Raw genomic sequence first — 24,480 nt, 5'->3', positions numbered from 1 at the left:
TGCTCCTAGCGGTTGTAGTCGACGGTGTCGACGAGCAGGTCTCGGATGCTGAGGGCATCATCGGGGATCAGGTCCATGCCTTCGCTCTTGCTCTGGCGGAGGGCCTCGGCACCACCGACGATCTCCATGATCTCGGTCGTGATGGAGTCCTGGCGGGCGCGGTTCATCTCGCGGGAGAGCTTGGTGATGAGCTCCTCCGCGTTGTCGGTGGCCGACTTCATGGCGCGCTGCTGGGCGGCGAAGAAGGACGCCGCGCCCTCGAGGAGGGCGGAGAAGAGGCGGGCCTCGGCGTAGCGGGGCAGCAGCCGGTCGAGGATCTGCTCGGGCCCGGGCTCGAAGTCGTAGTCGGCGGACGGGCCGTCGGCGGCGGTCTCGGTGATGGCCGAGGTGTCGAGCGGCAGGAACTGGCGGGTGACCACCTGCTGGGTGCCGGCCGACAGGAACTGGGTGTAGACGATGTCCACCCGGTCGTAGGTGCCGTCCTCGAACTTGGGCACGACGGCCTCGGCGATGCGCCGGGCGTCCTCGTAGTGCGGTTCGTCGAGGAAGCCGGTGAAGGCATCGGCGATGTCGTAGCCGCGGAAGCGGAAGTAGCTCTCGACCTTGCGGCCGACGGCGATCAGCACCGTCTCCTTGCCGTCGCGGCGCTGGGCGGACATGTTGCGCTCGCCCATGCGGATGGCGTTGGAGTTGTAGGCGCCCGACAGGCCGCGGTCGCCGCCGACGACGATGGTGGCGACGGTCTGGACCTGCTCGCGCGGGGCGAGCAGCGGGGCACCGCCGCCGGCACCGGCCGCCGCGAGGTTCCGGATCACCTCGGTGATCTGGTCGGCGTACGGGCGGGCGGCGAGGACGCGTTGCTGGCTCTTGACGATCCGACTGGCGGCGATGAGCTCCATCGCCTTCGTGATCTTCTTCGTGGTCTGCACCGACTTGATGCGCCGGCGCAGGACGCGCTCCTTGCCACCTGCCACTACGACTCCTCGGTGCTGACCGTGGTCTCGAACTGGTCGGTGAAGCCCTGCAGCGCCGCCTTCAGATCGTCCTCGGACTCGATCTTGCCGGTGGTGCGGATGCTCTCGAGGAGGTCGCGGTGGCGAGCCTCGAACCAGGCCAGGAGGTCGGCCTCGTAGCGCTTCACGTCCTCGACCGGGATGCCGTCGAGGAAGCCGTTCGTCCCGGCGTAGAGCACGATGACCTGCTCCTCGACCCGCAGCGGCGAGTTGAGGTCCTGCTTGAGCAGCTCCACGAGGCGGTAGCCCCGATCCAGCGTGGCCTGGGACACGGCGTCGAGCTCGGAGCCGAACTGGGCGAAGGACTCGAGCTCGCGGAACTGGGACAGGTCGCCCTTGAGCGTGCCCACCGCGGTCTTCATGGCCTTGATCTGCGCGGCGCCACCCACACGGGACACCGACTGACCCGTGTCGAACGCCGGCCGGATGCCGGACTTGAAGAGGTCCTCCTGGAGGAAGACCTGGCCGTCGGTGATCGAGATCACGTTCGTCGGGATGTAGGCCGAGATGTCGCCGGCCTTGGTCTCGATGATCGGCAGGGCGGTGAGCGAACCGGCGCCGAGCTCGTCGGAGAGCTTGGCGGCCCGCTCGAGCAGGCGGCTGTGCAGGTAGAACACGTCGCCCGGGTAGGCCTCGCGGCCCGGCGGGCGGCGGAGCAGCAGCGACACCTGGCGGTAGGCCTCGGCCTGCTTGGACAGGTCGTCGTAGACGACGAGCGCGTGCTCGCTGTTCTCCATCCAGTGCTGGCCCATGGCGCACCCGGCGTAGGGGGCGAGGTACTTGAACGGCGCCGGATCGGAACCGCCGGCCACGACCACGACCGTGTAGTCCATCGCGCCGTGCTCGGCGAGGGTGCTCACGGTCTGGGCGACCGTGGACTCCTTCTGGCCGATGGCCACGTAGATGCACTTCACCCCGAGACCCTTCTGGTTCAGGATGGTGTCGATCGCGATGACGGTCTTGCCGGTCTTGCGGTCGCCGATGATCAGCTCTCGCTGGCCACGACCGATCGGGGTCATCGAATCGATGGCCTTGATGCCGGTCTGGAGCGGCTCGTGCACCGGCTGGCGGCCCATGATGCCGGGGGCCTGGATCTCCATGCGGCGGGTGCTGACGTTGGTCAGCGGGCCCTTGCCGTCGACGGGGTTGCCGAGGGCGTCCACGACGCGGCCGAGGAGGCCGTCGCCGCAGGGCACGGAGAGGATGTCGCCGGTGGCGCGGACGGCCTGGCCCTCGTTGATGTGGTCGACCTCACCGAGCACCACGGCACCGATCGACTCCTCGTCGAGGTTCAGGGCCAGGCCCTTGGTGCCGTCTTCGAACTCGAGCAGCTCGTTCACGGCGCAGCCGGGCAGGCCGGTGACGCGAGCGATGCCGTCGCCGACCTCGGCGATGCGGCCGACGGTGGCCGTGCCGATCGACGGGTCGAACCCCTCGAGGTTCTTGCGGATGGCGGCGGCGATGTCGCCGGAGTTGATGTTCAGATCAGTCATTGGATGAGAGCCCCTAGATGGCTTGCTTCAGCAGGTCGAGACGCCGACGGACGGAGCCGTCGATGACGGTGTCGCCGACCTGGGCGACCAGCCCTCCGAGCACGGAGGGATCGATGACGACGCGGATGTCGACCGGCTTGCCCACGGCCTGCTGCAGCGCAGCGGCCAGGCGGGCCTTCTGGTCGTCGGTGAGGTCGATGGCCGACCGCACCACCGCGACGTCGCGGCCACCTTCGGCGGCACCGAGCGCGACGAGCTCGTCGGCGATGCCGGTGAGGTCGCGGGCGCGGCCGGCGGCCACGACCATCGACACGGTGGCGATGGTGGACTTGGACACCTTCCCGGCGAGGAGGTCCTCGACGATCTGCTGTCGACGGGCGACCGGCACCTGGGCGTCGGTCAGCGTCGACAGCAGCTCCTCGGAGCCGCCGAGCGTGCGGGACAGGCTGAACAGCTCGTCCTGCACCTTGTCGAGCTCGCCCTCGGCGCGCCCCACGGCGGCGATCGCCATGGCGTATGCCTTGTCACGCTCGGTGCCCATGCTCAGCCCTGCCCGTTGCCGGAGGGTGCGGCCTGGACCCGGTTGATGTAGTCCTCGATGAGGCGGGTCTGGGCGTCGCGGTCGAGGTTGGCGCCCACGACGCTCTCGGCTGCGCCGATCGCGATGGTGGCGACCTCGCCGCGGAGCTCGGACATGGCCTGGCCCTTGGCGGCGTCGATGTCGGCCTGGGCCTGGGTGCGAGCAGCAGTGAGCTCCTCGTTCAGGCGGGCCTGCTGATCGGCGCGCAGCCGGTCGGCGTCCTGTCGGGCCTCTTCGATGATCCGGCCGGCTTCGGCCTTGGCCTCGGCCACCTTGGACTCGTAGTCGGCCTTGACGGCTTCGGCGTCGGCCTTGGCCTGCTCGGCAGCGTCCAGGTCGCCCTGGATCTTGGCCGTGCGGTCGGTCATGGCCTTCTTGGCGGCGGGGAAGCCGAACTTCATCATGAAGAACAGCACGACCAGGAAGCCGATGCCGCCCCAGATGACCTCGTTGATCTCGGGGAGCAGCACGTTGGGAGCCTCGATGCAGTCAGCGACCGCTTCCTCGGTCTCCTCGGAGATGGCCTCGTACTCGGGCGTGCCGGGCTCGAGGCCCTCCTTGCCCTCGAGCATCTCCTGCACCGCTTCGATGGTGCAGCCCTCGACGGATTCGCCGACCGCGCCTGCGGGCGCGGCGGTACCGACCAGGGCGGCGACCCCGAGCGCTGCGATCAGCAGCAGTCTCGTGATTCGTCGCATGCGGTCCTCCGCTCAGGCCTGGCCGAGGAAGAAGACCACGAAGCCGATGAGGGCCAGGGCCTCCACGAAGGCGATGCCCAGGAACATCGTGGTCCGGACCATGCCGGCGGCCTCGGGCTGACGGGCCATGGCCTGGACGGCCTGGCCGACCAGGTAGCCGATGCCGATGCCGGGGCCCAGGGCCCCGATGCCGTACGTCAGTGCAGCAAGGCCGGTGTCGGTGATTTCGGCGAGGATCATGAGAGGTCCTCTCTCCTTGTGTGGGTTGGGTTGGGACTTGGAATTGAGAAGGTGATCAGTGCTCGTGGCTGGTGGCCGAGTCGATGTAGACCGCGGTCAGCAGCGTGAACACGTACGCCTGGAGGAACGAGACCAGGATCTCGAAGGCCACGAAGAAGATCACGGCGAACAGCGGCAGCGGCAGGAACACCGCGTACCACTCCGTGGTCCACAGCGCCGCGGTGAGCACGGCGAAGGTGACGAGGAGGATGTGGCCGGCCAGCAGGTTGGCGAAGAGTCGCACCATCAGCGAGAAGGGCCGGACCAGGAAGTTCGAGACGAACTCGATCGGCACGATGATCGGCAGCAGGCCGACGGGCACGCCGGGCGGGATCAGGCTGTGCTTCAGGTAGCCGATCGGGCCGTGCTCGATCATGCCGGCGATGTTGAACACGAACCACACGAAGATGGCGAGGAACATCGGCAGGGCGATGCGGGCGGTGCCCGGCATCTGCACGCCGGGGATCACCTCGAAGATGTTGTTGAAGAAGATGAAGAAGAACATCGCAGTCAGCAGCGGCGCCCACTTGAGGCCTCGGGGCCCCATGGACTGCATGATGATCCCGTCCTCGATGAAGTTCACCGAGGACTCGGCCAGGTTCTGCGCACCGGTCGGGACGAGCTTGCGCTGGTTGCCGAGCACGAAGACCAGAACCGTGAGGATGATCGCCGCGAAGTAGACGAGGACGACCTTGTTGATCCCGAACGCCGTGTCCTCGAAGAGGAAGACGGGCCAGTCGACGATGTGGCTCAGCGGCGGGAACTCGAGACCGAAGATCACTGGGCTCGCTCCTTGGATGCGAAGGTTGCGGGGGCGGTCGTGGGCTTGAGGCCCGGGTGGGCGAGGCTGGCCGACACGTACCGGAGCTCCCAGAAGAGCAGACCGAGGTGCGTGATGACGAGCGTGAGCCCGAGGCTGGGGAGGTGGATCCAGTCGAGGTCCTGCAGGAGGAGCACGATCAGGAAGAGCAGGCCGATGCGCACGGCGTAGCCGCCGAGGGCGACGCCCATGAGCAGGCCGAGGCTGATGCGGCCCGCCCAGACGAGGCTGGCGGCGGCGAGCAGGAGGTTGCCGGCGACGAGGGCGACGCCCACGCCGGCGGAGAGGGCACCGTCGAGGCCGGCGAAGATCGCGGCCACGGCCACCGCCACCGGGGCCACGGGGAGGGCCTTGCGGAGCAGGTCGCCCACGAGCTCGTACTCGGGCGCCTCACCGGCGGGGGCGGCGACGGGGATCACGCCTGGGCCCGCCGATCGGACCAGAGGTCGACGTCGTCGGCCGGGGCGGCACCCTCGGCCGGACGGCTGCCGCGGGCCCACCGGCTGGTGGACTCGAGCTCGCGCATCTGGGCGTCGTAGGTGAACCACAGCTTCGCGATGGTGCCGGCGAGGGCGAAGGCGGCGAGGCCGAGCGTGAGCCAGGGACCGGTGCCGAGCCAACCGTCGACGAGCCAACCGAACCCACCGAAGACCACAGGGGTCACGGCGAGCTCGATGCCACGGGCCGACTCGTCACCGAGCAGCTCGTTCAGGGCTGGCTTGTCGCTTCTCGGGGACACGGTTCGAGGGGATCCTTCGGCGCCGCTTGTGAATCGTTTCGCAATCTATGAAAGCAGGTCGCGAGACGGCAAATCCAGGGTCCCCCGACGGCTCGGCGCAACGTAGCAAAGCGGTGCTTCACACGTCCGTGGTGCGCCTCGCCCGGCGCTCGGTGCGGGCCCGTGGGTGCAGCACCGTGTAGAGCAGCAGGGCGAGGGCGGCGATGCCGATGGGCAGCGCGCCGTCGTCGGAGTCGGTGTACACCGGGTAGAGCACGAGGCCCGACAGCAGCGCGGTCCAGAGCCAGAGGATGGCGACGCTGCGCCGCTGGCCGTGGCCGAGGTCCATGAGCCGGTGGTGGAGGTGGCCCTTGTCGGCCTCGGCGAAGCTCATCCCCTTGCGCACCCGCCGCACGATCGCGTAGGCGGTGTCGAAGATCGGCACCCCGAGGATCACGAGCGGGATGAACAGCGGGGCGAAGAAGAAGAACGTCTGGCTCGAGGAGTCGGCCAGCGAGTTGCCGCCCACGGCGATGGACGAGGCGGCCATGAGCAAGCCGAGCAGGAGGGCGCCGCCGTCGCCCATGAACTGCGACGCCGGGTTCCAGTTGTGCGGGAGGAACCCGACGCACGCGCCGCAGGTGGCCAGCGCGACGAGGGGCGCCACGTTGTCGGCCGGCAGCTGGGCCACGTTCGGGTCACCGAGCTTGTCGGCGAAGAGGAACAGCGCCCCGGACGCGATGGCCACGATGCCGGCGGCGAGGCCGTCGAGGCCGTCGATGAGGTTGATGGCCTGGCACATGCCCACGACCCACAGGACGGTGACGAGGGCGGCCAGGTCCGGGGACAGGTCGATGAGGCCGACCTCGGGCATGCGGAACAGCAGGATCGACACGCCGGCGATGTTGAGGATCGAGCCGGCGAGCACGGTGCCGGCGGTCTTGGCCGGGGCCGAGATCTCCCGGACGTCGTCGATGGCGCCGACGAAGTAGACGATCACGGCGGCCACGACGACCCCGAGTGGGACGGTGGGCGCGGTGAAGATGGCCCCGAAGCCTCCGCCCCGCCAGCCGACCAGCATCCCGGCCAGGAACCCGGCCAGGATGCCGAGGCCGCCGAGGGTGGGCGTGGGTCGCGCGTGCACCCGACGGTCGTCGGGGACGGCGATGGCGCCCAACCGAGCCGCGAGCCGCCCCGCCAGCGGGGTGAGCACCAGCGTGGTGAGGGCAGCGGCGGCGAAGACCAGGAGCGCGTCCATGGTGGAGGTGCGCCGGCGGCGGCCGGCGCCGGCGGATCAGACCGGGTAGGGCTCGAACTTGCCGCAGAGGGTGCGGACCTCGTCGCGGACCGCCGCGATCTCGGTCTCGTCCTCCCGGCCGTCGAGCGTGCGCACGATCAGCCCGGCGATGACGTCCATCTCGCCCTCACCCATGCCCTGGGTGGTGACCGCCGGCGTGCCGATGCGCAGGCCGGAGGTGATGTAGGGCGGGCGGGGGTCGTCGGGGACGGTGTTCTCGTTGAGCGAGATGCCGGCCCGGTCGAGGGCGAGGCGGGCCTTCTTGCCCGACAGCTCCTCGTCGTAGGAGCGCAGGTCCACGAGCAGCAGGTGGTTGTCGGTGCCGCCGGACACGAGCCGCAGGCCCCGACCGGCGAGGCCCCTGGCCAGCGCCTCGGCGTTGCGCACGATCTGGGCGGCGTAGTCCCGGAACTCCCCGGTGGCGGCCTCGGCGAAGGCGACGGCCTTGCCGGCGATGACGTGGTCGAGGGGGCCGCCCTGGAGCCCGGGGAACATGGCCTTGTCGATGGTGGGGGCCAGCTCCTCGGTGCACAGGATCGTGCCGCCGCGGGGGCCGCGCAGGGTCTTGTGCGTCGTGAAGGTGACGATGTCGGCCACCGGCACCGGCGAGGGGTGCACGCCACCGGCGATCAGCCCGGCGATGTGGGCGGCGTCGAACATGAAGTAGGCGCCGATCTCGTCCGCGATGTCCCGGAAGGGCTGCGGGTCGATGATGCGGGGGTAGGCGGTGGCCCCCGCGACGATGATCTTGGGCCGGTGCTCGAGGGCGACGTCGCGGACCTGGTCGAAGTCGATGCGCTCGTCGGAGGGGGTGACCCCGTAGGACACGAAGTCGTACAGCTTGCCGCTGGCGTTCACCGGCGAACCGTGCGTGAGGTGGCCGCCCTGGTCGAGGCGCAGGCCGAGCACGGTGTCGCCCGGGTCGAGCAGGGCGAGGTACACGCCCATGTTGGCGTTGGCGCCGGCGTGGGGCTGGACGTTGGCGTGGGCCGCGCCGAACAGGGACTTGGCCCGCTCGATGGCGAGGGTCTCGACCTCGTCGATGACCTCGTTGCCGCCGTAGTAGCGCTTGCCGGGGTACCCCTCGGAGTACTTGTTGGTCAGCACCGAGCCGGTGGCCCGCATGACGGCCGGAGAGGTGAAGTTCTCCGATGCGATCAGCTGGATGGTGGTGTTCTGGCGCTCGACCTCCCGGTCGATCAGGCCGAACAGCTCGTCGTCGTCGATCTCGGGCCAACCCATGGCCCCATCGTGCCACCGATGTCGGTGGCCGTCGTGATCGCCGGGGTCAGCCGGCGGTCCCCCCGTTGCCGTTCTCGATGGCGTGGATGCCGTCGACCCGCCGCTCGTGGCGACCGCCCTCGAACGGCGTGGTGAGCCACAGCTGCAGGATCTCGTCGGCCAGGCCGGGTGCCACGATGCGGGCACCCATCGCGAGCACGTTGGCGTCGTTGTGCTCCCTGCTCATCCGCGCCGTGTACAGGTCGTTGCAGAGCGCGGCGCGCACGCCGCGCACCTTGTTGGCCGCGATCTGCTCGCCCTGGCCCGAGCCACCGAGCACGATCCCCCGGTCGGCGTCGCCGCTCGCCACCGCCTGGCCCACGGCGGCCATGATCGGCGGGTAGTCGACCGACTCGGTCGAGTCGGTGCCCATGTCGATGGCCTCGTGGCCGAGGTCGGAGATGGTGGCGAGCAGGTGCTGCTTGAGGTCGTAGCCGGCGTGGTCGGCGCCGATGGCGATGCGCAATGGGGGCTCCGGGTCGAGGTGGATCAGGGGAACAGGTGGGAGACGACGACGTCGAGGAGCTCGTCGAGGGTCTCGGCGGTTCGACGGTACGCGGCGGCAGGTCGGCCGTACGGATCCGGCACCTCGTCCTCGGGGGCGACGCCGAGCACGTCGGCCGGCCGGCGTCCGGCACCGATGCGCCGGAGCCAGTCGCGCACTCCCTCGCCGTCGCGGCGCGGACCGTGGGCTTCGGCCCGGCGGGCCAGGTCCGGGAGCGTGAACGTGCGCTCGAAGGCGTCCCGGTCGAGGACGGCGACCTCCCGGACGTGCATGCGCTCCATGCACAGGATCAGGTCGGGGTCGCCGAGGTGGTCGACGGTGACCCGCTGGCTGCGGTGCGCGCGCAGGTCCAGGCCGCGCCCGGAGAGCAGCTCCACCGCGGGCGGCGACGCGGGACGGTCCTCGGTGACGAAGCCGGCGGAGGTGATCTCGGCCGGGACGTCGCGCTCGTCGAGGCGCTGGCGCAGCATGGCCTCGGCCATGGGCGATCGGCAGATGTTGCCGGTGCAGACGACGAGGATGCGGACGGCGGAGGGGTCGATGCCGCCGGAGGCTACCGGTGCGGGTTGCCCACCTCGGCGCCCGGGCTCCTACATTCTTGACCGTTCGGTCAAGTCTTTTCGGAGGTACCCGTGTCGCTCGATCCCCGCACCCCGGTCATCATCGGCGTCGGCCAGCGGAGCCAGCGCGTCGACCGCGGTGAGCCCGAGCTCGAGCCGGTGGACCTCATGGTCGTCGCCGGCCGGGCCGCCCTCGAGGACGCCTCCGTCACCGATGCCTCCGCGATCGACTCGGTCCGCACGGTCGGGCTGCTGTCGTGGCGCTACACCGATCCCGGCTCGCTCGTGGCCGAGCGCCTCGGCGTCGGGCACCCGATCGACAGCGGCATCTCGGCCATGGGCGGGAACTCCCCGCAGATGCTGCTCAACCAGACGGCGCTCGACATCCAGGCGGGCGAGGTCTCCTGCGTCCTGCTGGCCGGCGCCGAGTCGTGGCGGACCCGCTCCAAGTACCGCGCCACGGGCGAGAACCCGCCGTGGACCACCGAGCCGGAGGGCACCGAGCCGGCCCGGGAGATCGGCACCGCGGTCGAGATGAACCACGAGGCCGAGACCGCCCTCGGGATCTTCCTGCCGATCCAGGTGTACCCGATGTTCGAGCAGGCCCGTCGCCACCACCTCGGGCGCACCATGGACGAGCACCTGCCGATCCTCGGCGGGCTGTGGTCGCGCTTCTCCGAGGTCGCGGCGAAGAACCCGCACGCCTGGATCCAGGAGGCCATGACCCCCGAGGAGATCGTCACCCCCTCCCCCACCAACCGCATGGTGGGCATGCCGTACACGAAGGTCATGAACTCCAACAACGCGGTCGAGCAGTCGGCCGCGGTGCTGGTGTGCTCGGTCGAGGTGGCCGAGCGCCTGGGCGTGCCCCGCGATCGCTGGGTGTTCCCGCTGGCCGGCTCCGATGCGCACGAGCACCCCTACGTGTCCCACCGCGACACCCTCTACACCGCGCCCGCGGTCGGCATCGCCGGCCGGGCCGCGCTCGCCGAGGCCGGCCTCACCATCGACGACATCGACCACGTCGACCTCTACTCGTGCTTCCCGGTGGCGGTGCAGGTCGGCGCCGACGAGCTCGGCCTCGACCTCGACCGCCAGCTCACCCTCACCGGCGGGCTGAGCTTCGCCGGCGGGCCGTGGAACAACTACGTGATGCACTCCATCGCCGCCACGGTGGACGCCCTGCGGGACGACCCGGGCAGCACCGGCCTGGTGTGGGCCAACGGCGGCTACCTCACCAAGCACGCCTTCGGCATCTACTCCACCGAGCCGCCGGCCGAGGGGTTCCGCCACGCCCACCCGCAGGACGAGATCGATGCGCTGCCGTCCCGTGAGGTCGCACCCGACCACGAGGGCGAGGCCACCGTCGAGACCTGGACCGTGATGCACGGCAAGGACGGCCAGCCCGAGCAGGGCATCGTCGCCATGCTGCTCGACGACGGCCGACGCGCCTGGGGCACCACCGACGACGCCGACACCCTCGCCACGATGGTCGCCGAGGACATCATCGAGCGGCGCGTGCACCGCACCGCCGAGGGCCGGGTCAGCCTCCTGGACTGACGCCGCGCCGCAGATCTCGTCGGGTCAGTGGCCCGGGGGGCGGGGCCGCTCGTCGTCGAAGCCGATCTCCAGGTTCTCGGCCCGGAAGCGCTCGTCCCGCTCGTCGAGGGCGGCGCGCGCATCGGCCGGCATCTCGTCGACGATCTGGCGGAACTGCTTCGACGCGTAGCTGATGAGCTCGACGTCGGTGAGCGCGACCAGCGTGGCCGAGCGGGGACGCAGGTCGAGCAGCGCCATCTCGCCCAGCACCGAGCCGCGGCCGGCCGTGCCGACGACGTGGCCGTTGACGATGATCTGGACCTCGCCGGAGACGACGACGAACGCCTCGCGGCCGACCTCGCCCTGCTCCATGAGCACCGCGCCCTTCTCGGCTTCCACGGTCTCGCCCATGGCGGCGATCTTGTCGAGCGCGGCACGGTCGAAGCCGGAGAAGAAGGAGATGGTGGAGAGGTCGATGTCGGGCATTGGTGGCGGCTCCCTCGAGGTGTGGTCGGACCGGGAGGCTAGGCGTCCGGCGCGTCGCTCGCGTCGATGTCCACCGCGCCCTGGCGCAGCACCCGCGGGCGCTCCCCGGTGAGGTCGACGACGGTGGAGGGCACGCCGGTGAGCGCACCGCCGTCGAGCACCAGGTCGATGGGCCCGAGCAGCTGCTCGGCGGCCTCGGTGGCGGACGCCGGCGTGGGCTGGCCGTGGCGGTTGGCGCTGGTGGTGGCCAGCGGGCCGACGCGGGCGGCGAGGGCGCGCACCAGGTCGTGGTCGGGGCAGCGCAGGCCGATGGTGTGGGTCGGCTCCCCCAGCGCCCACGGCAGGCCGGCCCGCCGGGGCAGGACCATCGTGAGCGGCCCCGGCCAGTGGGCCGCGGCGAGCGCCCGGGCCAGCGGCGAGACCGACTCGGTCAGCGCCAGGGCCTGCTCGGCGTCGGCGCACAGCACCGCCACCGGCACGGCGGCCCCACGGCCCTTGCGCTCGAACAGGGCACGGGTCGCGTCCGGGTCGGACGCCAGCGCGGCCAGGCCGTAGACCGTCTCGGTCGGCAGGACCACGAGGCCACCGCCGAGGAGGGACTTGGCGGCGCGCTCGACGGCACCCGGGTCGTCCGCGGCGATGACGGGTGCGGTCACCGCCGGGCCACCAGGAAGCGCTCGCGGCCGGCGAGGTCGGTGCCGGTGCGGATCTCGGTGAACCCGGCGCTGGCGGCCAGCGCACGGGTGACCGGTCCCTGGTCGTCGCCGTGCTCGACCACGAGCGCGCCGCCGGGAGCGAGCCACTCGACCGCCTCGGCCACGATGACCCGGATGTCGGCGAGCCCGTCGTCACCGGCCCGCAGTGCGTCGATCGGCTCCCAGCGCTCGACGTCGTCGGGCAGCTCGGCCGCGTCGGGGACGTAGGGCGGGTTGGACGCCACGACCCCGACCTCGCCCCGCAGCTCCTCGGGCAGGGCGGCGAACCACGAGCCCTCGACCAGGCGCACCGTGCGGGCCTTGCGACCGAGCCCGGTGCAGTTGGCCCGGGCCACGGCCAACGCGTCCGGTGACCGCTCGACGCCCCAGACCTCGGTGCCCGGGCGCTCCGACGCGACGGACAGGGCGATGGCACCGGAGCCGGTGCCGAGGTCCACGACGGCTCCCCCGACCCGGGCGTGCTCGTCGAGGACGGCATCGACGACGACCTCGGTCTCAGGACGCGGGATCAGCACCCGGCGGTCGACGAAGAGCTCGAGCCGGCGGAACGGCCACCGCTCCAGCACGTACTGCAGCGGTTCACCCGCTTCGCGCCGTTCGACCATGAGGCGCCAGTGGTGGTGCGAGCGGACGGTGACGGGCTTGTCGGCGACCAGGCGGTAGGGGTCGCCGGCGGCACGCTCGACGATCCAGCGGGCTTCGTTCGACGCGTTGTCGACACCGGCGGCGCGCAGGCGCTCGACGGTCTGCTGGTGCAGCTCGGCCCAGCTCGTCGTGTCGGTGTCGGCGACCATGGAGCCGTCGATCCTACGAGCACCCCTTCTCGTTCTGGCAGTGCTCGTGTTGCGGCCAGGTAAACCTCGGGACGCCCTCGTGCGTGTGCTGGGGTGTGGATGCAGTCGGCGGGATCGGAGGTGCGGCGGTGAGCAGCGAGGCGCTGGACCCCGCGGTGGTCGTACTCCACGATGACGGGCCGTCCTTCGACGACCTCTACCGGCGCGAGCACCGCCCGCTGCTCCGCCTCGCCTGGACCCTGACCGGTCGCCGCGACCTCGCCGAAGAGCTCGTCCAGGACGCCATGCTCGTCGTGCACCGGGACTGGGACCGGGTCCGGCGCTACGAGTCCCCCGGCGGCTTCGTCCGTCGGGTGCTGCTCAACGCGGCGACCTCGGCCGCCCGCCGTCGCGCCGCGGAGGGCCGGGCAGTCGCCCGCGTGCCCACCGACGGCGTCCACCGCGACGAGCTGCCCCCAGACGACGCGTTCTGGTCCGCGCTGCGCTCGCTACCCGAGCGCCAGGCCCACGCCGTGGCGCTGCACTACCTGGAGGACCTCCCCGTGTCCGAGATCGCCCGGGTGCTCGAGATCGCCGAGGGCACCGTCAAGGTCCACCTGCACCGGGGCCGGCTGGCGCTCGCCGAGCTGCTGCGCGACGAGCTGGAGGAGGGCTGATGGAGGGCACCGAGCTGCTCGATGCGCTGGATCGCCGGGCTCGCCGAGCCGTCAGCGCGCTCGACGCCGGGTTGGGTGATGCCGAACCCGCTCCCCTGCCGATCGACGCCGGAGGCGGTCGCCGGCGCCCGTGGGTGCCCCTCCTGGTCGCGGCTGCGCTCGTCGTGGTCGCGCTGGTCGGGATCGGCCTGGCGCTGGACGCTCGGGACGACGAGCAGGGCACGGTGGCCGACGACCGTGACGTGCCCGTGGAGACCGGCGCCGACGTGACCGGGTTCGCGCTGCCCGAGCCCGAGGCCCTCGGCTACGAGGTCCGGGCGGCGTTCGACGGGCCCTCCGTCGCGGTCGATCCCGCCAGTGGACAGCCGGGTCCGCCCTACACCGCGCACGGTCCCACCGGCAGCGACGATCCCTGGCAGCAGGCGATCGTCACCCAGACCACGCCGTGGGACGATCGGGTCTACGGCGGCGAGCTCATCGACCTCGGTGGCATCGAGGGCCTGTACCGCACCTCCGGGAGCTCCCAGCAGATCGCCTGGCAGGACGGGGACACCGCCCGGACCCTCATGTCGAGCGCCCTGGATCGGGATGCCCTCGTGGAGGTCGCCCGCGAAGCAGTTGCCGCGGGGTGGTCCGCCGACGGCCCGCTGCCCGGGCACGACGTGCTCCACGAGGGCACCTACGATCAGTTCAGCCCCGTCATCGAGTACGGCGCCTCGGTGCGCAGCGACTGGCAGGGAGTCGCCTACGACGCCACCTCAGGCGACGACGACATCGTGGTCGGGTGGCGTCCGGGAGGACCGGGCCTGCTCGGCGCGCTGCACGTGTTCAGCGACGAGGTGGAGCGGGTCGAGGTGGACGGCCAGGGGATCTCGGTCTCCAGGTCGACCGTTGGAGGCCCGTCGCACGCGTCGTGGCAGCCGGTCGAGGGGACCGTCGTCGCCCTCGTCACGTACGGCGACATCGATGCCGTCCTCCGCCGGGTCGTCCCCGGCCTCAACCCCATCGACGCCGCAGCCTTCGACGCGATGGTCGGCGCCCACCCCGCATCGCCCGAGCTGGCGCTGCTCGACGCTCCCGCATCGAGCTTCGAGGCCGAGGGCGAACCCCTCGCGAGCATCGAGATCCCGGATCGTGCCGGTTTCACCTACCGGCTCCGGATCCTCGAGGACGACGACGCCAGGTACGCCCTGATGCAGGAGATCGCCGAGGGCAACGGCACCAGCGGCTCGGGTGGACCGCTGGCCGATCTCTCGACCACGGCGCTTCAGTCGGGCAGCCTGTCGAACGAGGAGACGGGGTCCGGCACGCCGGTGATCGTCAGCGGTGTGCTGCCCGACGGCGTCGCTCCGGACCTGTCCACCGCCCGCTTCGTCGACCGCACGACCGGTGCCGAGGTCGCCGTGCTGGACTTCCTGACCGGCTCCATCCCGGGCTCGTCCCGCCTGCTCGGACTCGTCTTGCTCGACGCCGACCCGACTGCCGCGATCGACGCCACGTTCCAGACGGCCGACGGCGAGCGGACCTGGCGACTCTGACGTCGCCCTGTCGGGCGGATGCAAGTCGTCCAGCCGCTACACCACGACTGCCAGTTTGCTGGGGGCGGCGCCGCCCGGCTCCAGGGGTCAGCCGGCGGTGGCGTCGGCGAGGCGCTCGGCCTGCTCGTCCTGGACGAGGGCGTCGGACACGTCGTCCAGATCGCCGGCGAGGACCTTGTCGAGCTTGTAGAGCGTGAGCCCGATGCGGTGGTCGGTGATCCGGTTCTCCTTGAAGTTGTAGGTCCGGATCTTCTCGCTGCGACCGCCGCCGCCCACCTGGTCCCGGCGGGCCGACGACAGCTCGGCCTGCTGGCGGTCCTGCTCCAGCTGGAACAGGCGGCTCTTCAGCACCCGCAGGGCCTTGGCCTTGTTCTGGAGCTGGCTCTTCTCGTCCTGCATCGACACCACCAGGCCCGACGGCTTGTGGGTGATGCGCACGGCCGAGTCGGTGGTGTTGACCGACTGCCCGCCGGGGCCGGAGGAGCGGTACACCTGGATCTCGAGGTCGTTCTTCTCGTCGATGTCGATCTCGACGTCGTCGATCTCGGGCAGCACGGTGACCGTGGCCGACGAGGTGTGGATGCGGCCCTGGGCCTCGGTGACCGGCACCCGCTGGACGCGGTGCGGCCCACCCTCGTGCTTCATGCGGGTCCAGGCGTTGGCCCCCTTCACGACGAAGGTGATCTCGTTGTAGCCGCCCATGTCGGACCAGTCGGTGTTCATGACCTCGAGCGTCCAGCCCATGCGCTGGGCGAAGCCCTGGTACATCTCGAACAGGTCCTTGGCGAACAGGTTCGCCTCCTCGCCGCCCTCGGCGCCGCGGATCTCCACGATCACGTTGCGACCCTCGTTGGGGTCCTTCGGCAGCAGGAGCAGCTTGAGCTCCTCGGTGAGGCGGCCCACCTCGAGCTCGGCCTCCTCGGCTTCGGCCCGGAACAGCTCCTTGTCGTCGCCCTCGGACTCCTTCGACAGCTCGCGGGCCGTCTCGGCGTTGCCGATCGCGGCTCGGAGGCGGCCGCCGACGTCGACGATGTCCTCGAGCTCGCTGTAGCGCCGGGTCGCCTGCGTGTAGCGGGTCTGGTCGGCGATCAGCTCGGGGTCGCCGAGGCGCGCCTGCAGCTCGGCGTACTCGCGCTCGAGCGTCTCCAGGCGGTCCAACATCAGGGCGAGGCTACCGGTGGGGTGCCCCCGGACCCGCAGGGCCGTTCCGCCCCCGCTGCCAGTTCCGGGAAACCGGCAGCGACCACGGAACGTTCAGCGGCGCCAGTCGCCCTCGACGGGGGCGACCTCGGCCGGTCGGCGCAGGTCCGCCACCATCGACGTGATGGCGGGCAGCACGTCGCGTGCCGGCAGGGCGAGGAGCAGCGGCGCGTCGGGGTCGACCAGCAACCGGGTGTCGGCCGCGAGGACCACGGACTCGAGGTCCACGCCGACGGTGCAGACCACGACGACCGGTTCGCCGTCGCGGGTGCCGGTGGCGGCAGCGACGCCCCGGGGGCGCAGGCGGTCGCGCGGCTCGGCGGCCGGGGCGGCGAAGAGCTCGTCGCAGCCGACCAGGCCGGGGTCGGCGATCAGGGTCGTGCGCAGCCAGCGCTCGGGCACGAGCGTGGCGAGCGGGTGGTTCGGGGGACCGTCCGGACGGCGGATCGAGCGCAGCTGCTCCACGACCCGGGCGATGGAGGCCCGCCCGTCGAGGTCGCCGTGCATCATGGCCGTGAGGGCCCGGTCGTACTTGCCGACGCCGACCTCGAGGATGGGGGCGCCGTCGTCGAGGGCCCGCACCACGCGGACGACCTCCAGGCCGCGGTACTCCCCGGCCAGGCGGTCGCCCTCGACCACCACGTCGAGGCCCTCGGACTCCATCAGCGCCACGAGGTCGGGCGCGTCGGGCGGGCCGTCGCCGGGTTCGACCGGTGCCGGCTCGGCCGCCACCAGCTCGCGGCCCGACGTGCGCCAGACGTGGATGTCGGTGGCGAACTCGCCGGCCTGGCGGGCGACGACGCCGGGGGCCTCGTCGGCGATGACGTGCACCTCGGTGGCGCCGGCGCGCCGCGCCCAGGCCAGGGCTGCGCCGAGGCTGTGGTCGCCCTCGACGAGCACGAAGGCGCGCCCGTCGGCGGCCATGGCCGCGCCGGTGCCGACGTTGGAGCGGGGCGCGTCGACACCCCACCGGTCGCGCACGAGGGCGGCGAGCTTGACGGCGTTGCGCGCCGCCTGGCGCTCGACGGCCTGCGCGGCCTCGGCGGGGGTCGGTTCGTCTGGGAGGTGGGCCCGGTCGCTCAGGACCGCACCCTCAGGACTCGGAGTCGGCGCTCTCGGCGTCGGCAGCTTCGGCGTCGGCAGCAGCAGCGGCCTCGGCGTCAGCGGCGTCGCCCAGGGCGGCCGCGGGGCCCTTGTTGCGGCGGCCGTAGCGGCGCTCGAAGCGGTCGATGCGACCACCCGTGTCCACCAGCTTCTGCTTGCCGGTGTAGAAGGGGTGGCACTCGCTGCAGAGCTCCACGCGCAGGTCCTCGCCCGTGGAGCGGGTCTCGAAGGAGTTGCCGCACGAGCAGGTCACCGTGACGGTCTTGTACTCGGGATGGATGTCGGTCTTCATCGGTTCTGCTCCAGCAGCTCGTCGTTCGATCCGGTGCTCCGAAGGCGTTCGAGCAGGCCGTCCAGCGCATCACTGTGACCGCTCGCCCGGTCGGCGGGCAACTCCTCCAGGCTACGGCGCAGGGCGTCCCGTGCCTCAGCCCCGTCGTCGCCCACGAGCCGCTCCTCGTGGCGGGTGCCGGTGGCACCCACGTCGATGGCCGGGAAGGCCCGGCGCTCGGCGGCGGCCCGGTCGAGGCGGATGTGGGTGCTGGCCGCGCCCATGACGGCATCGACCACTGCGGCGTCCACGTCGGACCCGGTGTCGACCTTCGCGGTGGCCACCAGGGTGACCGAACCGCCCTCTTCGAGCTTGCGCCCGGCACCGAAGCACCGCTTGGCCGCCTGGACGGCAGTGACGTCGAGACCTCCGAGCGAGCGCCCGGTTCCGGGCGACGACGCGTGGGCAGCCCGGGCCAGGCGGGTGAGGCCATCGACCAGGAGCACGACGTCGTCGCCGGCTTCGGCCATGCGCTGGGCACGGGCGAGGGCCAGCTCGAGCACGGCGACGTGCTCGTCGGCCGGCTTGTCGAAGGCGGAGCCGTAGACGGTGCCGGTGGTGACCAGGCGCTCCATCTCGGTGATCTCCTCGGGGCGCTCGTCGAGCAGCACGACCACCAAGGACGCGTCGGGCTCGTTGACCTCGACCGACCGGGCCATCGCCTGCAGCAGCGTGGTGGCGCCGGTGCGCGGCGGGGCGAGGACGAGCACGCGGCTGCCCTTGCCGATCGGGGCCAGCAGGTCGATGGCACGGGTGGTGCGATCGTCGGCCTCGTCGTCGAGCGTCAGCGCGATGCGCTCGGTGGGGAACACGGCGGTGAGGTCCTCGAAGTGGGGACGCTCGGTGCCGGGCTCGAGGGCGACCTCGTTGACGCTGTCGATGTGGAGGATCGCCGGGTTCTTCTCGTTGCGGAACGCGGGACGGGAACCGCCGGCCACCACGTCGCCCTTGCGCAGGCCGAACTGGCGCACCTGCTTGACCGACACGTAGCAGTCGTCCTTCGACGGCAGGAGGCCGTCGACCCGGAGGAAGCCGTAGCCGTCGTCGCGCAGGTCGAGCACGCCGACGACGGGGACGGGGTCCCCGCTGTACTCCTCCTGGCTGGGCGCGCCGTCGCGGTTGCGGCCCCGGCGGCGGCGGCGCTTGCCGCTGCTGTCGGTGTCGTCGCCGGACTCGTCGCGGTTGGCGCCGCCCTGGTCCTGGCCGCGTCCCTCGTCCTGTCCAGCCTTGGCCTGCTTGGTGTCCTGGCCGCCCTTGGACTGCTTGGCGTCCTGGCCGCCCTTGTCGTCCTGGGCGCCCTTGTCGGTCTGGTCGCCCTTGGGCTGCTTCGCGCCGCCCCGGCCCTCGTCGGCCTTGGCCCCGGCTCGGCGGGCGGCGACGCCCGTGCGGGCCCGCTCGGGGGCCGGCTCCTCGGCCTCGTCCTTCGTGCCGGTGTCGGGCGACTCGGCGGCCGGCGGCTCGGACCGGGTCTCGGCCTCCGGCTCGCTGGCGGCGTCGTCGGACGGCTGCTCCTGATCCTCACCGGCGGGCGAGACGCCCGTCAGCTCGAGGATCTGGTCGATCAGGTCGGCCTTGCGCGTGCGGGTCGTTGCCTTGCCGCCCAGCGCGCCGACGATCTTCTGCAGCTCGTCGCGGTCCTTGCGTTCGAGGGTCTCCCGCTCGAGGGCGTTGGCATCCACGCTCATCGTGCTCGTCGTGCTTTCGTCGTGTTCGGATGGGGTCCGCGCCGGTCGCGCCATGGACGGGCCGAGGACGGAGAGGAGGTTCGCCCGTGGGACCACGATCCCCTGGCCGGCTCCGTGCGCCGGACCCGAGCCGGTGTGCCGCGCACGCCAGACCAGGTCGCACGGGACGATACCCCTCCGCCGACGGTGCCTCCAACACCACCCCGGCGCCGACTACCGGGCCGTGGTGTACCCATCGAGCAGCGGCGGGCTGCTCTCGAGCAGGTTCAGGAGGGCTCGTTCGCCCCGGCCGTACCACTTGGAGCGGCGGCTGGCTCCCCACACCTCTGCGACCTGGTCGTCCTCGGCGTCGAACACCGCCGGGTGGACGTAGCTGTCGCGGGCGACCGTGCGGGTGTTGTGCAGCACGGCCGCCGCGGCGTCGGCGATCTCGGGCTCCTTCTCGGCCCCCTCGGCCCGGGCGGTGAGCGCCGCCGCGCTGCCACCCCAGGTGCGCAGGTCCTTGCAGTCGAGGCAGCCGGCGCTGTGCTCGTCGAGGTAGGCGTTGGCGTCGACGGCGTCGATGACCGTGCCATCGACCTCGAAGAGCCACTCGGCCGCGTCGGCCTCCAGCTCGGCGATGGCGGCGACGAGGTCACGGTCCACGATCGTGACGCCGTGCTCCACGCCGCCCTTGCCGGTGAACGACAGCCGGACCGAGCGGCGGGACACGTCGATGTTGGAGGGCGCCAGCGTGGAGATGCCCCGGCTGCCGTGCTGCTCGACGGAGTCCGGGTTGCCGATCCGCTCGAGGCTGGTGTCGAGCAGGCGCACCATCGTGGCCAGCGCCCGGGTGCAGCGATCGTCGGCCTCGAGGTCCTCGGCCACGGCGCGGCGCACGCCGGCGAGGGACTCCCCCACCTGGGTGAGGCGGTCGAAGTTGGCCGCGGCCCGGGCCTCGGTCCAGCGGTCGTGGTACCGGTACTGGCGTCGGCCGGCGTCGTCGGTGCCCATCGCCTGGAGGTGTCCGTCAGCACGCCGACAGACCCACACGTCGGTCCACGCCGGCGGGAGGACCAGCGCCTCGCAGCGCTCGCGGTGAGCGCCCCGGACGACCGAGCCGTCGGGCCAGCGGAAGCTGAAGCCCCGGCCCTGGCGGCGCCGGAGGATGCCGGGCTCCTCCGGGTCTGCGGCGCGGAGGCCGATGGCCGCTGCGAAGTCGTCGTCGGCGCTCGTCATGGGCGCTTCCATTCGCCAGCGGCGCGCCCGGCCAGACCTCCCGGGCACGAATCGCGCCGATTGCACCCATCCGGATCGGGATCGGCTCCGGAGACGAGGTGACGCCTACCGAAAGGTCAACTCGATGTTGATGAAGAAGTCCCTGATCGGCCTCACGGCCGCCGCCTGCGGCGCCGTGCTGCTCGCCGCACCCGCATCCGCCGCCCACGAAGACCAGCTGCGGCGGGTCTACACCGCCGACCTCGGCGCCCTGAACGGCACCGGCAGCGGTGGTGACGTGACGGTCGAGGTGTTCAACCAGCGCACCGCCATCGTCACCATCGAGGCCGAGGGCATGAGCCCCGACGCCGCCCCGCACGCCCAGCACCTCCACGGCGAGTTCGGGACCGTCGCCGAGTGCCCCACGCCTGCCGCCGACACCGACGGCGACGGCTTCGTCTCCGTGATGGAAGGCGGGCCGTCCTACGGCACCATCAAGACCTCGCTGACGACCGAGGGCGACACCTCGCCCCAGTCCGGCCTGGCCGTCACACGCTTCCCGGTCTCCCAGGACGGCACCTACTCCTACATGCGCGTCTTCCCCGTCACCCAGGACGTCGCCGACAACATGGGCAACCTCGCCGTCGTGCTCCACGGCGCCGACCTGGACGGCAGCGGCGAGTACGACGGTGAGAAGCGCAGCTCGATCACCGACGACCTGCCCTTCGAGGCCACCGTGCCCGTCGCCTGCGGCGAGCTCGACCTCCAGGAGATCATCGTCCCCGCCCCCTACGGCGATACCGACGGCACCGAGGGTGCCGTCGCCCGCTACTACGCCGCCCTGCTGAACCGGGCGCCCGACACCTCGGGCTTCCAGTACTGGGTCGACACCCTGCCCCAGGCCGGTGCGGTCGAGGTCGCCAAGGCCTTCACCCAGTCGACCGAGTTCCAGGCCCGCTACGGCCCGATGCTCGATGCACCCTCCGGCGACCTCGTCGACTTCGTCTACACCGCAACGCTCGGCCGCCAGGCCGACCCGAGCGGCAAGGCGTACTGGGTCGACGCCCTCGATCGCGGCGCCATCACCCCTGGCTGGCTCGTGGCTGCGTTCTCCGAGTCCGACGAGTTCATGGCGCTGACCGGCACCCGCTGACGGTCCTCGCCTGACGAGCGTGCCGGGTCCTTCGCGGGACCCGGCACGCTCGCGTCCGGGCCCGGGATCGGGGTCAGTGCTGGATCAGCCGGCGGACGAGGGCCTGCACGGCAGGCAGGTCGGCGCTGACCTCCACCACGCGCTCCTCGCGCTCGTAGAGGTCGGCGTAGTGCGGTGGCAGCGGCGGCCGCACGCCGGTGGCGGACTCGACCGCGTCGGGGAACTTCGCCGGGTGCGCCGTGGCCAGGCACACCACGGGCGCGTCGGGCAGGTCGGCGACCCGGTCGACCGCACCGACGCCGACGGCGGTGTGCGGGTCGAGCAGCATCCCGGAGCGCTCGTGGTGCTCGGCGATGACGGCCCGGGTCTCGGCGTCGTCGAGGCGGGCACCCCACCAGCCCTCGGGCCGGGGCGCCTCCACGTGCCCGGTGGCCCGGTACTCCGACAGCAGCTCGGCCGTGGCCCGGCCGTCGCGATCGAGCAGGTCGAACAGCAGGCGCTCGAGGTTCGACGAGACCTGGATGTCCATGCTCGGGCTGATGGTGGGCACCACGGGCTCGGCCGTGATGGCACCGGTCTCGAGCCACCGGGTGAGGACGTCGTTGGCGTTCGAGGCCACGACGAAGCCGGCCACGTCGAGGCCCATCTCCTGGGCGACCCAGCCGGCCAGCACGTTGCCGAAGTTGCCGGTGGGCACCGAGAAGACCGGTGCCTCACCGGTCTCGGCGCGGACGGCTCGGGCGGCGGTCACGTAGTAGACGACCTGGGCCATCACCCGGCCCCAGTTGATGGAGTTCATCGCCGAGAGCTGCACCTCGTCGCGGAACAGCCTGTCGGCGAAGGCGCCCTTCACGATGTCCTGGCAGTCGTCGAAGCTGCCGCTGGCGGCGACGGCGTGCACGTTCGGGGCGTCGATCGTCGTCATCTGGCGGCGCTGCACGTCCGAGACGCGCCCGCCGTCGGGGAACAGCACCACGCAGTCGAGGGCGGCTCGACCGACGGTGGCCGCCATGGCCGCGGAGCCGGTGTCGCCCGAGGTGGCCACGAGGATGGTCGCGCGGCGGTCCCGCTCCTGCAGGAAGTGGTCGAAGAGGCGACCGACGAGCTGGAGGGCGACGTCCTTGAACGCCATCGTCGGGCCGTGGAACAGCTCGAGCATCCAGCGGCGCTCGTCGAGGCGGACCACCGGGCACACATCGGGGTGGTCGAAGGTGGCGTAGGCGTCGGCGACGATGGCGTCGAAGGCCGCCCGCTCGATGGTGCCGTCGAGGAACGGCCACATGACCGCCCCGGCGACCTCGGCGTAGGACTCGGCACCGGCGAGATCGGGCAGCCGCGGGAACTGCACCGGCACGTACAGGCCGCCGTCGGGCGCCAGGCCGGTGAGCATCGTGTCGGCGAAGTCCAGCTGGGGTGCGTCGCCGCGGGTGGAGACGTAGTGCAGGGCGCTGGTGGTCGCCGTCATGCCCCGAGCACCCGCAGCACCGTGTTCACGTTGCCCACGTCCTCGTGCTCGCGCAGGTCGTCCAGGGTGGCGCGCAGGTCGGCCTCGCGGGCCGTGTGGGTGATGAACAGGACCCGGGCCTCGGCACCCATGCCGACCTGCTCCATGGCCCGGATGGACACGCCGCGCTGGCCGAAGATGCCGGCGACCGCGGCGAGTGCGCCGGGCCGGTCGTGCAGGTCGAGGTTGAGGTAGTACTCGCAGCGCAACTGCTCGATCGGCACGATGTGGGCCGGCTCGGCGGTGTAGATGCTGGCGTGGGTGTGCTTGCGCAGGTTGCCTGCGGCGTCGATGAGGTCGCCGAGCACCGCGCTGGCCGTGGGCCCGCCGCCTGCGCCGCGGCCGTAGAACATGAGGTCGCCCACCGCGGCGCCCTCCACGAAGATGGCGTTGAACGAGTCCCGCACCGCGGCGAGGGGGTGGGTCTCGGGCACCAGCGTGGGATGGACCCGGGCCGCGATGCCGTCGACCCCGAAGGACTCCACGATCGCCAGCAGCTTCACGACGTAGCCGAGCTTGGTGGCCTGCTCGATGTCCGACGGCGTCACGGTCGTGATGCCCTCGACGTGCACGTCGTCGATGACGATGCGGCTGCCGTAGGCGATCGAACCGATGATGGCGGCCTTGGCGGCCGCGTCGTGGCCCTCCACGTCAGCGGTGGGGTCGGCTTCGGCGTAGCCCAGGGCCTGGGCCTCGGCCAGGGCGTCGGCGTACTCGGCGCCGTCCTCGGTCATCTTGGTGAGGATGTAGTTGGTCGTCCCGTTGACGATGCCCATGACCCGGGAGATGTGCTCGCCGGCGAGGGACTCGCGCAGCGGGCGGATGAACGGGATGCCGCCGGCGACCGCGGCCTCGAACAGCAGGTCCACGCCGGCGGTGTCGGCGATGGTGAACAGGTCGGCGCCGGCGGCGGCGAGCAGGGCCTTGTTCGCCGTGATGACCGGCTTGCCGGAGGCGAGCGCCTTGGCCACCAGCGTGCCCGCCGGCTCCACCCCGCCCATGAGCTCGACGACGACATCGACGTCGGGGTCCTCGACGACGGAGATCGCGTCGGTGGTGAGGTGCGACGGGTCCACGTCGGCGGCGCGGGCCTTGTCCAGGGAGCGCACTGCGACGGGGCCCAGCTCGAAGCGCAGCCCGGTGCGGGCCTCGATGTCCTCGCCGCGGGAGGCCAGCAGCCCGACGAGGGATCCGCCGACGACGCCGCAGCCCAGCAGCCCGACGCGGATCGTGGTTGGTGCCATGGCCGGTCACGGTAGCGAGCGCCCCCGGAGCGGCCTGCACGCGAAGCCACCACCTCACGTGCCCTCTTGACGTTCTCATGCATTTTCGA

At 71.8% G+C, this 24,480-nt stretch carries 25 protein-coding genes and 1 pseudogene; 4 read left to right on the top strand and 22 right to left on the bottom strand.

Annotated elements, in window-relative coordinates:
* Positions 1-5: 5 nt before the first annotated feature.
* The 12 genes from RGQ06_RS11700 to RGQ06_RS11645 form a co-directional block, all read right to left on the bottom strand.
* Positions 6-974: a F0F1 ATP synthase subunit gamma gene (locus RGQ06_RS11700; RefSeq protein ID WP_432428814.1), complete on the bottom strand. Its 969-nt coding sequence runs from the start codon at positions 972-974 to the stop codon at positions 6-8.
* Positions 974-2,497 (bottom strand): F0F1 ATP synthase subunit alpha, encoded by a 1,524-nt coding sequence (atpA, locus tag RGQ06_RS11695; RefSeq protein WP_432429059.1) that lies wholly within the window; start codon positions 2,495-2,497, stop codon positions 974-976. The genes RGQ06_RS11700 and atpA overlap by 1 nt, the downstream gene beginning before the upstream one ends.
* Positions 2,498-2,519: 22 nt before the next feature.
* Positions 2,520-3,047 (bottom strand): ATP synthase F1 subunit delta, encoded by a 528-nt coding sequence (gene atpH, locus RGQ06_RS11690; RefSeq protein WP_432428815.1) that lies wholly within the window; start codon positions 3,045-3,047, stop codon positions 2,520-2,522.
* A 2-nt stretch (positions 3,048-3,049) separates the two neighbouring features.
* Positions 3,050-3,784, bottom strand: a complete 735-nt coding sequence (atpF, locus tag RGQ06_RS11685; protein ID WP_432428816.1) for a F0F1 ATP synthase subunit B — start codon at positions 3,782-3,784, stop codon at positions 3,050-3,052.
* 12 nt (positions 3,785-3,796) lie between these two features.
* The gene (gene atpE, locus RGQ06_RS11680; protein WP_432428817.1) at positions 3,797-4,024 is read right to left on the bottom strand and encodes an ATP synthase F0 subunit C; all 228 of its coding nucleotides are present in this window, start codon (positions 4,022-4,024) and stop codon (positions 3,797-3,799) included.
* A 55-nt stretch (positions 4,025-4,079) separates the two neighbouring features.
* Positions 4,080-4,844, bottom strand: coding sequence for a F0F1 ATP synthase subunit A (gene atpB / locus RGQ06_RS11675; RefSeq protein ID WP_432428818.1), 765 nt, complete (start codon positions 4,842-4,844; stop codon positions 4,080-4,082).
* Positions 4,841-5,302, bottom strand: coding sequence for an ATP synthase subunit I (locus tag RGQ06_RS11670; RefSeq protein ID WP_432428819.1), 462 nt, complete (start codon positions 5,300-5,302; stop codon positions 4,841-4,843). The genes atpB and RGQ06_RS11670 overlap by 4 nt, the downstream gene beginning before the upstream one ends.
* A complete protein-coding gene (locus RGQ06_RS11665; RefSeq protein ID WP_432428820.1) occupies positions 5,299-5,622 on the bottom strand; it encodes an AtpZ/AtpI family protein in 324 nt (107 codons plus the stop codon). The genes RGQ06_RS11670 and RGQ06_RS11665 overlap by 4 nt, the downstream gene beginning before the upstream one ends.
* Positions 5,623-5,740: 118 nt before the next feature.
* Positions 5,741-6,859, bottom strand: a complete 1,119-nt coding sequence (locus RGQ06_RS11660; protein WP_432428821.1) for a glycosyltransferase family 4 protein — start codon at positions 6,857-6,859, stop codon at positions 5,741-5,743.
* Positions 6,860-6,895: 36 nt separating this feature from the next.
* Positions 6,896-8,140: a serine hydroxymethyltransferase gene (gene glyA / locus RGQ06_RS11655; RefSeq protein WP_432428822.1), complete on the bottom strand. Its 1,245-nt coding sequence runs from the start codon at positions 8,138-8,140 to the stop codon at positions 6,896-6,898.
* 46 nt (positions 8,141-8,186) lie between these two features.
* Complete coding sequence (rpiB, locus tag RGQ06_RS11650; protein ID WP_432428823.1) at positions 8,187-8,645, bottom strand: ribose 5-phosphate isomerase B; 459 nt, start codon at positions 8,643-8,645, stop codon at positions 8,187-8,189.
* A 23-nt stretch (positions 8,646-8,668) separates the two neighbouring features.
* Positions 8,669-9,205: a hypothetical protein gene (locus RGQ06_RS11645; protein WP_432430725.1), complete on the bottom strand. Its 537-nt coding sequence runs from the start codon at positions 9,203-9,205 to the stop codon at positions 8,669-8,671.
* Positions 9,206-9,316: 111 nt separating this feature from the next.
* On the opposite strand from RGQ06_RS11645, the gene RGQ06_RS11640 reads away from it, so the two are divergent.
* The gene (locus RGQ06_RS11640; RefSeq protein ID WP_432428824.1) at positions 9,317-10,804 is read left to right on the top strand and encodes an acetyl-CoA acetyltransferase; all 1,488 of its coding nucleotides are present in this window, start codon (positions 9,317-9,319) and stop codon (positions 10,802-10,804) included.
* 24 nt (positions 10,805-10,828) lie between these two features.
* Here RGQ06_RS11640 and RGQ06_RS11635 read toward each other — a convergent pair whose 3' ends face one another.
* The 3 genes from RGQ06_RS11635 to prmC are packed head-to-tail and all read right to left on the bottom strand — an operon-like array spanning position 10,829 to position 12,779.
* Positions 10,829-11,269 carry a cyclic nucleotide-binding domain-containing protein gene (locus tag RGQ06_RS11635; protein ID WP_432428825.1) on the bottom strand — a complete coding sequence of 147 codons (441 nt, stop codon included), beginning with the start codon at positions 11,267-11,269 and terminating at the stop codon, positions 10,829-10,831.
* A 38-nt stretch (positions 11,270-11,307) separates the two neighbouring features.
* Positions 11,308-11,925: an L-threonylcarbamoyladenylate synthase gene (locus RGQ06_RS11630; protein ID WP_432428826.1), complete on the bottom strand. Its 618-nt coding sequence runs from the start codon at positions 11,923-11,925 to the stop codon at positions 11,308-11,310.
* Positions 11,922-12,779: a peptide chain release factor N(5)-glutamine methyltransferase gene (gene prmC / locus RGQ06_RS11625; protein WP_432428827.1), complete on the bottom strand. Its 858-nt coding sequence runs from the start codon at positions 12,777-12,779 to the stop codon at positions 11,922-11,924. Before prmC ends, RGQ06_RS11630 begins: the two co-directional genes overlap by 4 nt.
* A gap of 128 nt (positions 12,780-12,907) precedes the next feature.
* Between prmC and RGQ06_RS11620 the strand changes: the two genes are divergently transcribed.
* On the top strand, positions 12,908-13,435 hold the full coding sequence (locus RGQ06_RS11620; RefSeq protein ID WP_432428828.1) for an RNA polymerase sigma factor: 528 nt from the start codon (positions 12,908-12,910) through the stop codon (positions 13,433-13,435).
* Positions 13,435-14,973 (top strand): hypothetical protein, encoded by a 1,539-nt coding sequence (locus RGQ06_RS11615; protein WP_432428829.1) that lies wholly within the window; start codon positions 13,435-13,437, stop codon positions 14,971-14,973. Before RGQ06_RS11620 ends, RGQ06_RS11615 begins: the two co-directional genes overlap by 1 nt.
* Positions 14,974-15,060: 87 nt before the next feature.
* Here the strand turns inward: RGQ06_RS11615 and prfA are convergent, their stop codons facing one another.
* The 5 genes and pseudogenes from prfA to RGQ06_RS11590 form a co-directional block, all read right to left on the bottom strand.
* Positions 15,061-16,134 carry a peptide chain release factor 1 gene (prfA, locus tag RGQ06_RS11610; RefSeq protein WP_432428830.1) on the bottom strand — a complete coding sequence of 358 codons (1,074 nt, stop codon included), beginning with the start codon at positions 16,132-16,134 and terminating at the stop codon, positions 15,061-15,063.
* A 93-nt stretch (positions 16,135-16,227) separates the two neighbouring features.
* Complete coding sequence (locus RGQ06_RS11605) at positions 16,228-17,154, bottom strand: hypothetical protein (protein WP_432428831.1); 927 nt, start codon at positions 17,152-17,154, stop codon at positions 16,228-16,230.
* Between the two features lie 220 nt (positions 17,155-17,374).
* A pseudogene (rpmE, locus tag RGQ06_RS11600) lies at positions 17,375-17,569 on the bottom strand (50S ribosomal protein L31); the annotation flags it as partial.
* A complete protein-coding gene (rho, locus tag RGQ06_RS11595; RefSeq protein ID WP_432428832.1) occupies positions 17,566-19,293 on the bottom strand; it encodes a transcription termination factor Rho in 1,728 nt (575 codons plus the stop codon). The gene rho and the pseudogene rpmE, both read right to left, overlap by 4 nt.
* Before the next feature lie 213 nt (positions 19,294-19,506).
* Positions 19,507-20,511, bottom strand: coding sequence for a DNA topoisomerase IB (locus tag RGQ06_RS11590; RefSeq protein WP_432428833.1), 1,005 nt, complete (start codon positions 20,509-20,511; stop codon positions 19,507-19,509).
* Between the two features lie 130 nt (positions 20,512-20,641).
* Here RGQ06_RS11590 and RGQ06_RS11585 point away from each other — a divergent pair, with 130 nt between their 5' ends.
* Positions 20,642-21,643 carry a DUF4214 domain-containing protein gene (locus tag RGQ06_RS11585; protein WP_432428834.1) on the top strand — a complete coding sequence of 334 codons (1,002 nt, stop codon included), beginning with the start codon at positions 20,642-20,644 and terminating at the stop codon, positions 21,641-21,643.
* 73 nt (positions 21,644-21,716) lie between these two features.
* Here RGQ06_RS11585 and thrC read toward each other — a convergent pair whose 3' ends face one another.
* Positions 21,717-23,108 (bottom strand): threonine synthase, encoded by a 1,392-nt coding sequence (thrC, locus tag RGQ06_RS11580; protein WP_432428835.1) that lies wholly within the window; start codon positions 23,106-23,108, stop codon positions 21,717-21,719.
* The gene (locus RGQ06_RS11575) at positions 23,105-24,391 is read right to left on the bottom strand and encodes a homoserine dehydrogenase (RefSeq protein ID WP_432428836.1); all 1,287 of its coding nucleotides are present in this window, start codon (positions 24,389-24,391) and stop codon (positions 23,105-23,107) included. The genes thrC and RGQ06_RS11575 overlap by 4 nt, the downstream gene beginning before the upstream one ends.
* Between the last annotated feature and the right edge of the window lie 89 nt (positions 24,392-24,480).

Origin of the sequence: Salinilacustrithrix flava, from assembly GCF_041228405.1 — a bacterium.
Taxonomy (GTDB): Bacteria; Actinomycetota; Acidimicrobiia; order Acidimicrobiales; family Salinilacustritrichaceae; genus Salinilacustrithrix; species Salinilacustrithrix flava.
This window is presented reverse-complemented; position numbering and strand designations above follow the sequence as displayed.

Excerpts from the sequence above, each read along its gene's own strand:
- atpH (WP_432428815.1), bottom strand. The coding sequence starts at position 3,047 with ATGGGCACCGAGCGTGACAAGGCATACGCCATGGCGATCGCCGCCGTG.
- atpF (WP_432428816.1), bottom strand. The coding sequence starts at position 3,784 with ATGCGACGAATCACGAGACTGCTGCTGATCGCAGCGCTCGGGGTCGCC.
- atpE (WP_432428817.1), bottom strand. The coding sequence starts at position 4,024 with ATGATCCTCGCCGAAATCACCGACACCGGCCTTGCTGCACTGACGTAC.
- RGQ06_RS11660 (WP_432428821.1), bottom strand. The coding sequence starts at position 6,859 with ATGGACGCGCTCCTGGTCTTCGCCGCCGCTGCCCTCACCACGCTGGTG.
- glyA (WP_432428822.1), bottom strand. The coding sequence starts at position 8,140 with ATGGGTTGGCCCGAGATCGACGACGACGAGCTGTTCGGCCTGATCGAC.
- RGQ06_RS11635 (WP_432428825.1), bottom strand. The coding sequence starts at position 11,269 with ATGCCCGACATCGACCTCTCCACCATCTCCTTCTTCTCCGGCTTCGAC.
- prmC (WP_432428827.1), bottom strand. The coding sequence starts at position 12,779 with ATGGTCGCCGACACCGACACGACGAGCTGGGCCGAGCTGCACCAGCAG.
- RGQ06_RS11615 (WP_432428829.1), top strand. The coding sequence starts at position 13,435 with ATGGAGGGCACCGAGCTGCTCGATGCGCTGGATCGCCGGGCTCGCCGA.
- prfA (WP_432428830.1), bottom strand. The coding sequence starts at position 16,134 with ATGTTGGACCGCCTGGAGACGCTCGAGCGCGAGTACGCCGAGCTGCAG.
- rho (WP_432428832.1), bottom strand. The coding sequence starts at position 19,293 with ATGAGCGTGGATGCCAACGCCCTCGAGCGGGAGACCCTCGAACGCAAG.
- RGQ06_RS11590 (WP_432428833.1), bottom strand. The coding sequence starts at position 20,511 with ATGACGAGCGCCGACGACGACTTCGCAGCGGCCATCGGCCTCCGCGCC.
- RGQ06_RS11585 (WP_432428834.1), top strand. The coding sequence starts at position 20,642 with ATGAAGAAGTCCCTGATCGGCCTCACGGCCGCCGCCTGCGGCGCCGTG.
- thrC (WP_432428835.1), bottom strand. The coding sequence starts at position 23,108 with ATGACGGCGACCACCAGCGCCCTGCACTACGTCTCCACCCGCGGCGAC.
- RGQ06_RS11575 (WP_432428836.1), bottom strand. The coding sequence starts at position 24,391 with ATGGCACCAACCACGATCCGCGTCGGGCTGCTGGGCTGCGGCGTCGTC.